The sequence below is a fragment of the Candidatus Methylacidiphilales bacterium genome (genome assembly GCA_030054035.1).
Classification (GTDB): domain Bacteria; phylum Pseudomonadota; class Gammaproteobacteria; order JASGCS01; family JASGCS01; genus JASGCS01.
The window spans coordinates 39,257-49,164 of record JASGCS010000005.1; the positions used below are offsets into that span (position 1 = coordinate 39,257).

Sequence of the window (9,908 nt, forward strand, 5' to 3'; positions counted from 1 at the left end):
TAATTTTGCTACACGGATGGGGACAAGACACTACTAGTTTTCAAACGCTTGTTTCCATGTTGGAATCTGAATTCCAAGTTACAACATTTGATTTCCCTGGCTTCGGTACAGGACCAGCCCCAGGATCACACTGGGGAATTCAAGAGTATATTGAATGGACTGCAGACAAACTCTCCAAACATCCACCCGCAATACTTTTTGGTCATTCTTTTGGAGGAAGAGTGGCAATTGGGTTAGCCGCTCGCCAACCTGCATGGTTGCGTAGCGTTATCTTATCGGGCACTCCCGGACTGTATCGTCCTTCCCGAAAAGTGAGGAGTAAAATTTTACTCGCGCGCATTTGGAAATCGCTCAAGTTACCTAACACTAATGTACTAGGCAGCCAAGAACTCCGAGATGCCGATCAAAAAGGCCTGGCATCAATTTTTAAAAAAATTGTACCAGTCGACCAGAAACAAGAACTTACCCAAATTAAAATTCCAACCCTCTTGATCAGGGGTGAGCATGATACTGCCGTAACCCATGCTACATACCAAGAAATGATCTCAGCTATACCTTCACATCCAACCTGCATAACCATACCGAGAATTGGACATAATATACATCTTGAAAATCCCTTTATACTTTTCGGCATAATCAAAAAGTTTTCTAATGCACTATGATGAGTAAAATATTTCCCTTTAGTGATTTTATGTATCTTGCTCAACTTGAAGAATACGATGTATGGAGATACCTCACGCTCGTAAAACGATTTTTCTTTAGAAGAAATATTCAAACAAGAGGAAGACTGATCTACACCCAACGCGCCCTAGCTATCTATAGTGGAAGTGTGGCAATATGGCTATGGTGTGTGACCAGCACATCATCGCTCACCATCATAGCTATCTCCACATTAGCCATCCCACTTTTGATCGTGCCTCCACTCCTGATTACTGAGCCGATCTATGGCTTATTAAAATTAATAAAAATCCGAAAAGCAACTTCCCTGCTCCGTAAAGGACGCACAAAAGTAATTGTGATTGCTGGGAGCTATGGAAAAACTACCGTGAAAAATTTTCTTTACCAACTGCTCAAACCTTTTTACAAAACTCAAATGGTGGGAGGAAATATTAACTCTGCGATCGGCATTGCTCAATGGATATTACAGAACTATCAAGTTCAGTGCCAATTTCTCATAGTGGAAGTAGATAGCTATGCACTAGGACGAATCGCACGAAGTGTGGCCATGCTTTGCCCAGACTACACCATACTAACCTCGATTGGAGATCAGCATGGAGAGCGCTTTGGCTCAAAAAGAAATCTCGCCACGGCTCTCCTAGAAATACACACCCCATGTCATAAGCCACAAAACCACATCACCACCAGGGAAGTAGATCAGTATATCCGAGAGCAAAATATTAAAACCGTTCTGTACCACCTTGCACAATCTACTGAGCAAGCAACTCATTTAAGTAAAACTCAACAACAATGTTTAGATCTTGCCTGTTCGGTAGCGCATCAGCTTGAAATAAAACCGAATGTACTTCAATTATGTAAACAGTCTCTCACCGTACCAGATCGGAGACAAAAACTCACTTGGTTGCATGGCTTCACTACGATTGATGACTCGTATAATATCAGCTACACCACTGCAATCAGCGCGCTTACCACCGCCCATGAACTGGCTAGTAAGGAAAAGAAAAATCTATTAGTGCTCTGCGCTGGCATTCCAGAATTGTTACCGAGCGAACGAGATCGCAACCAGCAACTCGCGCGTGCGATTGGGGAGCGCGCTACCCACACGCTACTGCTAACTAGTATCTTTGCTAAAGAGATGGCTGAGGTATTGCGCGATGCGAACAAATCGTTCTCTCTTCACACTTCAATGAGCGATGCGATTCAATATCTAATTACATCACAGGATCCGAAACAAACCCTGCTATTACAATTTCCAGAGTTAACCGATCTCTATTATTAACGCGTCATTAGTAACACATGTGTCACCTAGTAAATTTTTTTACTAGGTCGCTCGTCTCAACGCAGAGCAGCGGGGAAGAAAACCATCGCTCCCTGGTTTGCAAAATTAGTTGATGTAATTGAGCTCTAAAGAGCTCACCAGTTGTCTCCCAAAGATAACTTGCTAAAGAGCCAGGAATTGGGTTTATCTCGTTACAATAAAGTAACTCGGCATGCACAATCCAATCAATTCTCACCACACCCTGACACCGACATGCGAGATAGACTTTTTTTGCCTCAGCAACGATCTGAGCAGCAAGGTCTGGAGTAATTGGGGCCGGAACTTTTCTCGGCAAATCACTCATGCCACCTAATTTTTTTGCTCCACGCAGATACTTATCTTCAAAGCTAAGCATTTGATTTTGTTTAATGGGTTGCTCAATTGGGCTTACCTCAATCTTGCCATTCACCCTACGCACAGAGCAATTGTACTCAGCACAATCAGACATATATTGCTCAACCACAACTTCCCTATCTACTTGCAATGACCCTTGGATCGCTAACTCAAGTTCAGCTAATGAATGCGCAACGCTAATAGCTATGCTTGAACCCAAATGCGCAGGTTTTATAATCAATGGAAACCCTAATACACCAACAACTGATTGGCAAAACTCATCTATATATTGGAATTGAACGCGTTGCAGAGATCTATAGGGAACTATTCTGACACCCGCTTCTTGCACGATAATTTTAGTCAGGGTCTTGTTCATACAAATACTTGCCGACTCTACCGTTTCAGAGGACTGTGGAATTGAGAAACTCGCCGCCAATCCTGCCATAGCACCACCCTCTCCCCCTCCTCCATGCATTGCATTAATAGCACAGTAAAGCGGGTGCTTAATCTCACAACCTTCCAGAACAAAATACGGGCTCATCGTCTCTGCGTCATAACCCAAATACAATCTTTTCTTCAAAGCTGATGCAAATGACTTTCTATCATGGCAACCTTGTAGATAATATAACTCGCCCTGTCCAGTCACCATCCATGCGAGAGGAAAATACAAATCTCTATCAAGATGCTCCATCACTTGTAAACCAGTAACAATTGATACTTCATGTTCTGGAGAAACGCCACCAAACAGCACTGCAATATTTTTTACGGTCATACCAAACTATAAGGTTGTATTTTTAATATTATATAAGTATTGTAAACGAGAAATACCGAGCGCAACACCCGACATATCAGGAAGTCTCGGCATCAGCGCAACCAACTCAGCATCAATTGCCACACTAGGATTGTATTTTTTAAGTCGCTCAGTGTAGAGCGCCGCATCTCGTAGCTCTCGTGCACCATTGGCAATTTCCACCCTACCAATAAACAACTCAAAGCGATCGCACAAATGTGGTGCATGGGGTAACACACAGGACTGATTAGCTAACGACTCTGGAAAATAACGCACAACCGTTATTGATTCTTGGGGTAATTGACGAGTTGCACTGGCGTATAAAAAATCTAGCACCTGCTCGGGCCTTGCCCCCTTTGCATCTACCAAACCTAATTCACGAGCGAGGTTCATTAATGTTTCTGGCGAGGCGTCCTCAAGCCATACCCCAAAAGAACGCTGTAACAATTGATAAAACGATAGTTCTTCTGGTGGCCATAAAAATGTAACTTGCTTTAATAAATCTACCACCTCTTTAATCAACCTATCGGTTGTGTAACCCAGCCGATACCACTCACACATTATAAAATCTTGCATATGCAAATCACTAAGCACCGGTTCATCTCTGAACACTACACCAAGTTGATAGATATCCTGACCACATGAAACAATGAGTTTTTTCATTTCATGCTCAGGCGAGGTGCGAAGAAACTGTCCATTGATTAATTGCAATGAATGAGTATTGGTATCTCCACAAGGATACTTACCGATGCTTGGCGTAACCACCTCAAGCACAGTGCGTGCCAAAAAGAATTCTCTAACTATTTTGAGTACCTGTGCATAACCGAGCAACGACTTGGAACTTGGCGACTGATTGGAATCTGACAATTGATTAAGACTTGGCGCGGGAAAGATACTCTTGCTTTCTAGTATCAACAAGCACCAGCTCACCTTCCTGCATAAAAAGGGGAACTTTAACTACCGCACCTGTTTCTAATGTTGCGGGCTTTGTTCCACCAGTTGCAGTATCACCCTTAATGCCAGGGTCGGTTTGCGTGATCAATAACTTAACAGTCTGCGGAGGAGTAACTTGCAGAGGCACACCATTCCAAAGGGTAATAAAACATATTTCTTGCTCTTTTAACCACTGCAATGATTCACCCACTACTTGTTTATTGGCAGAAATTTGTTCAAATGATTCAGGATTCATAAAATAACAAAACTCAGCATCTGCATAGAGATACTGCACTTCAGTATCTAGAATATCAGCCAGCTCAACAGTGTCATTTGACTTAAAAGTCCTATCCACTACCTTACCATTTTTCAAATTTCTAATTCGTACCCGATTAAAAGCCTGACCTTTACCAGGTTTAACAAACTCATTTTCAATAATACTGTATGGATCACCATCAAGAATAATCTTAACTCCTGCCTTAAACTCATTTGTACTTATTTGTGTCATACAATAGTGCACTATTGTACCAAATTACCAAAATACATGCACAACTGGAAAACCACTTTCAAAAAAGAAACCGTCCGCTCACCCCAACAACTGACCACCATCACCAAACGAGCCACCAGCAACCAAGCGCATCAACAATTCCCTACCCTAGCACCGATCAGTTTCTTAAACACAAATAACCCTGCACTGATCAAGCAAGTACTCCCTAGTAAACAAGAAACCAAAATCACCAAAGGCTTTACCACCGATCCTCTCCAAGAACAAGCACACACCATCACCAATGGACTAATTCAAAAATATCAAAGTAGAGCGCTCATTACCACCACAGGTGCCTGTGCCATTCACTGCAGATATTGCTTCAGAAGACATTTCAACTACCAAGAACAAAACCCCCTCACCCCCACCAACCTCCAAGCCATTACCAAATCACTAGCCGACGATAAAACTATCCAAGAAATTATCCTCAGCGGTGGCGATCCACTCATGCTTGACGATCACAAACTTCAACAACTATTTAACCTCATCCACAAAATCAAGCATATCACCACCATTCGCATTCACACCAGAGTACCAACGGTACTCCCCAAACGAATTACCCAACAACTCATCAATATCCTCAAACGAATCAAACAACAACTCGTCATCGTTCTCCATATCAATCACCCAGATGAACTAACCACACCAGCCACCACTGCAATCCAACAACTCCACCAAACTACCCACCACATCCTCAACCAATCAGTGCTACTTAAAGGCATCAATGACAACCCAGAGACATTAATCCAGCTAAGCAATAAACTCTTCAAACACCATATCACCCCCTACTACCTCCACAGCCTAGACCCTGTCAAAGGCACCAGCCACTTTCAAGTTCCCCTACCCAAAGCAAAACAGATCATGCAAACACTACGAGACAGCCTACCAGGCTACCTCGTACCTAAATTCGTCAAAGAAGTACCTAACCTAAAAAGCAAAAAGCAGATACACTATTAATTGAATAAATAGTTATGTTATTTCAGGCATATAACTAATAAAACAGCAATACCCTTCTTCTATTTTCTTCTCTTGAAATCACCAGTGTTAGAACTATGGTAGAATTTATAAATAGATCAAACAAAACACAAGAGGGTAAGTTTATGCAAAGTAGAATTTCAATTGATATGATTAAACATATTGTTTTTTATTCAATTTGTTTATTACTTCTACAGTCTCAAGGTTTTGCAGAAGATAAATTCCTACCTAGTCTCAACCAACTGACAGGTGAAGGAGTAACTCAAAACAACGAACAGACATTCTTAAAGTTTAAACTCGCGGCTGAGCAAGGGAATGCTAAAGCTCAATTTATGCTTGGAAACCTCTACTATTTTGGTAAGGGAGTTGCTCAAGATTATAGTCAATCGTTCAAGTGGTATAAGTTGGCGGCTGAACAAGGAGTTGCAATCGCTCAATATAATCTTGGTGATCTCTACAGGAATGGCAAGGGAGTTGCTCAAGATTATAGTCAAACGTTCAAGTGGTTTAAGTTAGCTGCTGTTCAAGGATTTGCATATGCTCAAAATGATCTTGGCTACCTCTACATGAAAGGTTTGGGAGTTGCTCAAGATTATGGTCAAGCGTTTAAGTGGTATAAGTTAGCGGCTGAACAAGGGGATGACATAGCTCAAAAAAATCTTGGTGATCTCTACTATCTAGGAAAAGGAGTTGCTCAAAATTATAGTCAAGCGATTAAGTGGTATAAGTTGGCGGCTGAACAAGGGAATGAAAATGCTCAAGAAAAACTAAAATCACTAAACGTAGAAATCAAATAAGGCATTGTTTCAAGTAAGAGTCATCAAAGGCTTTACTACCGATCCTCTCCAAGAACAAGCACACATCATCACCAATGGACTAATACAAAAATATCAAAGCAGAGCGCTCATTACCACCTCAGGCGTCAGTGCTACTTAAAGGCATCAATGACAACCCAGAGACATTAATCCAGCTAAGCAATAAACTCTTCAAACACCATATCACCCCCTACAACCTCCACAGCCTACCAGGCTACCTCGTACCTAAATTCGTCAAAGAAGTACCTAACCTAAAAAGCAGATACACTATTAATACGGTTTGTTTCACGACGGAACTTTACCTCTCGTTAATAAAATAGATTTACTCATAGCTTTAACCTTCCTCTTACCATTACTACTTGTTGAATTTGCAACTATCGTACGAAGATGCAGTGATGCAGATATAAATCCTTGGTGGATTCTTGCTTACTTGATTCCCATTTTAGGAATTATTGTATATACCGTTATCGGATCACTTCCCTCAGTGAAAAAAACCACTGAAGAAGAATCAATATAAGACCACCAGCTATACCCTTCTTCTATTTTCTTCTCTTGAAATCACCAGTGTTAGAACTATGGTAGAATTTATAAATAGATCAACCAAAACACAAGAGGGTTAGTTTATGCAAAGTAAAATTTCAATTGGTATGATTAAACATATTGTTTTTTATTCAATTTGTTTATTACTACTACAGTCTCAAGGATTTGCAGAAGATAAATTCCTACCTAGTCTCAACCACCTGGCAGGTGAAGGAGTAACTCAAAACAACGAACAGACATTCTTAAAGCTTAAACTCGCGGCTGAGCAAGGGAATGCTAAAGCTCAATTTAATCTTGGCTACCTCTACATTATAGGTGAGGGGGTTGCTCAAGATTATAGTCAAGCGTTTAAGTGGTTTAAGTTGGCGGCTGATCAAGGGGATGCTGGTGCTCAAAACAATCTTGGAAACCTCTACTTTCAAGGAGAGGGAGTTGCTCAAGATTATGGACAAGCGATTAAGTGGTTTAAGTTAGCAGCTGAACAAGGGTATGTACGCGCTCAAAATAATCTTGGCTACAACTATATGAAAGGTTTGGGAGTTGCTCAAGATTATGGTCAAGCGTTTAAGTGGCTTATGTTGGCGGCTGATCAAGGAAGTGCTAAAGCTCAATTTAATCTTGGTGATCTCTACTATGAAGGAAAAGGGGTTGCTCAAGATTATGGTCAAGCGTTTAAGTGGTATAAGTTGGCGGCTGAACAAGGGGATGCCGGCGCTCAATATAATCTTGGTGATCTCTACCATGAAGGAAAAGGAGTTGCTAAAAATTATAGTCAATCGTTTAAGTGGTTTAGGTTGGCGGCTGAGCAAGGGAATGCTATTGCTCAATTTAATCTTGGTATTCACTACAAGAATGGCGAGGGAGTCACTCAAGATTATAGTCAAGCGTTTAAGTGGTATAAGTTGGCGGCTGAGCAAGGAGTTGCAATCGCTCAAATTAGTCTTGGCCACCTCTACATGAATGGCGAGGGAGTTGCTAAAAATTATAGTCAAGCGATTAAGTGGTATAAGTTGGCGGCTGAACAAGGGAATGCCGGTGCTCAAAACAATCTTGGTTATTTCTACTATGCAGGAGAAGGAGTTACTCAAGATTATGGTCAAGCGATTAAGTGGTTTAAGTTGGCGGCTGAGCAAGGGGATGTAAACGCTCAATTAAGTCTTGGTGGCCTCTACATTAAAGGCGAGGGAGTTGCTCAAGATTATAGTCAGGCATTAAAGTGGCTTAAGATGGCGGCTGATCAAGGAGTTGCAATCGCTCAAAGTAGTCTTGGCTTCTTTTACTATGAAGGAGAAGGAGTTGCTCAAAATTACAGTGAAGCGTTTAAATGGTTAAAGTTGGCGGCTGAGCAAGGGGAAGCAAACGCTCAATTTATGCTTGGAAACCTCTACATGAATGGCGATGGAGTTGCTAAAAATTATAGTCAAGCGATTAAGTGGCTTAAGTTGGCGGCTGATCAAGGGAATGAAAGTGCTCAAGAAAAACTAAAATCACTAAAGGCAGAAACCAAGTAAGAGCCATCAATGGCTTTACTACCGATCCTCTCCAAGAACAAGCACACATCATCACCAATGGACTAATACAAAAATATCAAAGTAGAGCGCTCATTACCACCACAGGCGCCTGTGCCATTCACTGCAGATATTATTTCAGAAGACATTTCAACTACCATATCACCCCCTACTACCTCCACAGCCTACCAGGCTACCTCGTACCTAAATTCGTCAAAGAAGTACCTACACTAAAAAGCAAAAAGCAGATACACTATTAATACGGTTTGTTTCACGACGGAACTTTACCTCTCGTTAATAAAATAGCTTTACTCATAGCTTTAACCTTCCTCTTACCATTACTACTTGTTGATTTTGCAACTACCGTACGAAGATGCAGTGATGCAGATATAAATCCTTGGTGGGTAATCACAATGTATATTCCCTATTTTGATTTGGGTCTTTTTGCATATATCGTTATCGGATCACTTCCCTCAGTAAAAAAAACCACTGAAGAAGAATCAATATAAGACCACCAGCTATACCCTTCTTCTATTTTCTTCTCTTGAAATCACCAGTGTTAGAACTATGGTAGAATTTATAAATAGATCAACCAAAACACAAGAGGGTTAGTTTATGCAAAGTAAAATTTCAATTGGTATGATTAAACATATTGTTTTTTATTTAATTTGTTTATTACTACTACAGTCTCAAGGATTTGCAGACTTTAAAGATATACAAAGTGAAGCTTCCAGTACAGGGATTAAGAATATTTATCATGAGAGTAATAAAGACATTATTACTGAACTAAACAAATTTAAATTTAATTTTGAATTAAATAGCAATTCACTTCAAATCAGCAATAAAGTTTTAAAAATAATCATGCTTGATGCTGAACGCGGACTTGCAGAAGCTCAATTACTACTTAGTCTGTACTATCTTTCAGATGAAGGAGTAACTCAAAACAATAAACAACAGGCATTTACATGGGTTAAACTTGCAGCAGATCAAGATCTTGCAGGCGCTCAATCTCTTCTTGGAAATCTCTACTATGAAGGTATGGGAGTTACTCAAGATTATGGTCAAGCGATTAAGTGGTTTAAGTTGGCGGCTGAGCAAGGACTAGTGATCGCTCAACTTCAACTCGCATATCTCTACATGAATGGCAAGGGAGTTGATCAAGATTATGGTCGAGCGTTTAAGTGGCTTAATATTGCCACAACACAAGGCTTACCAGAACATCAAAAATATTTTAGAGAACTAAATACAATAAAAACAAAAGGTCAAATTAATTACAATGCTATTTTAAGTGATTGGTATAAATATATTGAGGTTAAAGTAATTGCATCAGTTCATATTTCTATTGGTTCTCTCTACTACCATGGAAAAGGAGTAACGCAAGATTATAGTGAAGCGTTTAAATGGTTTAAGTTGGCGGCTGAACAAGGGGATGCTAAAGCTCAATTAAGTCTTGGCCACCTCTACTTTAAAGGTG

At 40.5% G+C, this 9,908-nt stretch carries 11 protein-coding genes; 8 read left to right on the top strand and 3 right to left on the bottom strand.

Annotation, left to right across the window (positions count from 1 at the left end; translation table 11 throughout):
* The first annotated feature begins 5 nt into the window (after window positions 1-5).
* On the top strand, window positions 6-662 hold the full coding sequence (locus QM538_04840) for an alpha/beta hydrolase (GenBank protein MDI9347809.1): 657 nt from the start codon (window positions 6-8) through the stop codon (window positions 660-662).
* Window positions 659-1,957 (top strand): Mur ligase family protein, encoded by a 1,299-nt coding sequence (locus tag QM538_04845; GenBank protein ID MDI9347810.1) that lies wholly within the window; start codon window positions 659-661, stop codon window positions 1,955-1,957. Before QM538_04840 ends, QM538_04845 begins: the two co-directional genes overlap by 4 nt.
* A gap of 22 nt (window positions 1,958-1,979) precedes the next feature.
* On the opposite strand, the gene QM538_04850 is transcribed toward QM538_04845, so the two are convergent.
* Genes QM538_04850 through efp form a run of 3 tightly spaced genes read right to left on the bottom strand, consistent with a single transcriptional unit; the run spans window position 1,980 to window position 4,560 of the window.
* Window positions 1,980-3,101 carry a hypothetical protein gene (locus tag QM538_04850; protein MDI9347811.1) on the bottom strand — a complete coding sequence of 374 codons (1,122 nt, stop codon included), beginning with the start codon at window positions 3,099-3,101 and terminating at the stop codon, window positions 1,980-1,982.
* Window positions 3,102-3,107: 6 nt separating this feature from the next.
* Window positions 3,108-4,049, bottom strand: a complete 942-nt coding sequence (locus QM538_04855; GenBank protein MDI9347812.1) for a hypothetical protein — start codon at window positions 4,047-4,049, stop codon at window positions 3,108-3,110.
* On the bottom strand, window positions 3,991-4,560 hold the full coding sequence (gene efp, locus QM538_04860; GenBank protein MDI9347813.1) for an elongation factor P: 570 nt from the start codon (window positions 4,558-4,560) through the stop codon (window positions 3,991-3,993). The genes QM538_04855 and efp overlap by 59 nt, the downstream gene beginning before the upstream one ends.
* 36 nt (window positions 4,561-4,596) lie before the next feature.
* Between efp and QM538_04865 the strand changes: the two genes are divergently transcribed.
* The 6 genes from QM538_04865 to QM538_04890 all read left to right on the top strand — a co-directional run.
* Window positions 4,597-5,553 carry a KamA family radical SAM protein gene (locus QM538_04865; GenBank protein MDI9347814.1) on the top strand — a complete coding sequence of 319 codons (957 nt, stop codon included), beginning with the start codon at window positions 4,597-4,599 and terminating at the stop codon, window positions 5,551-5,553.
* Window positions 5,554-5,648: 95 nt separating this feature from the next.
* A complete protein-coding gene (locus QM538_04870) occupies window positions 5,649-6,368 on the top strand; it encodes a tetratricopeptide repeat protein (GenBank protein MDI9347815.1) in 720 nt (239 codons plus the stop codon).
* Between the two features lie 298 nt (window positions 6,369-6,666).
* A complete protein-coding gene (locus tag QM538_04875) occupies window positions 6,667-6,903 on the top strand; it encodes a DUF805 domain-containing protein (GenBank protein MDI9347816.1) in 237 nt (78 codons plus the stop codon).
* Between the two features lie 130 nt (window positions 6,904-7,033).
* On the top strand, window positions 7,034-8,437 hold the full coding sequence (locus QM538_04880; GenBank protein MDI9347817.1) for a hypothetical protein: 1,404 nt from the start codon (window positions 7,034-7,036) through the stop codon (window positions 8,435-8,437).
* A gap of 263 nt (window positions 8,438-8,700) precedes the next feature.
* The gene (locus tag QM538_04885) at window positions 8,701-8,943 is read left to right on the top strand and encodes a DUF805 domain-containing protein (GenBank protein ID MDI9347818.1); all 243 of its coding nucleotides are present in this window, start codon (window positions 8,701-8,703) and stop codon (window positions 8,941-8,943) included.
* Between the two features lie 130 nt (window positions 8,944-9,073).
* On the top strand, window positions 9,074-9,908 hold an 835-nt coding region (locus tag QM538_04890; GenBank protein ID MDI9347819.1), incomplete at its 3' end, for a tetratricopeptide repeat protein.

Bases quoted from the DNA above. Each gene is read 5' to 3' on its own strand.
- QM538_04845 (MDI9347810.1), top strand. From the start codon at position 659: ATGATGAGTAAAATATTTCCCTTTAGTGATTTTATGTATCTTGCTCAA.
- QM538_04850 (MDI9347811.1), bottom strand. From the start codon at position 3,101: ATGACCGTAAAAAATATTGCAGTGCTGTTTGGTGGCGTTTCTCCAGAA.
- efp (MDI9347813.1), bottom strand. From the start codon at position 4,560: ATGACACAAATAAGTACAAATGAGTTTAAGGCAGGAGTTAAGATTATT.
- QM538_04865 (MDI9347814.1), top strand. From the start codon at position 4,597: ATGCACAACTGGAAAACCACTTTCAAAAAAGAAACCGTCCGCTCACCC.
- QM538_04870 (MDI9347815.1), top strand. From the start codon at position 5,649: ATGGTAGAATTTATAAATAGATCAAACAAAACACAAGAGGGTAAGTTT.
- QM538_04880 (MDI9347817.1), top strand. From the start codon at position 7,034: ATGATTAAACATATTGTTTTTTATTCAATTTGTTTATTACTACTACAG.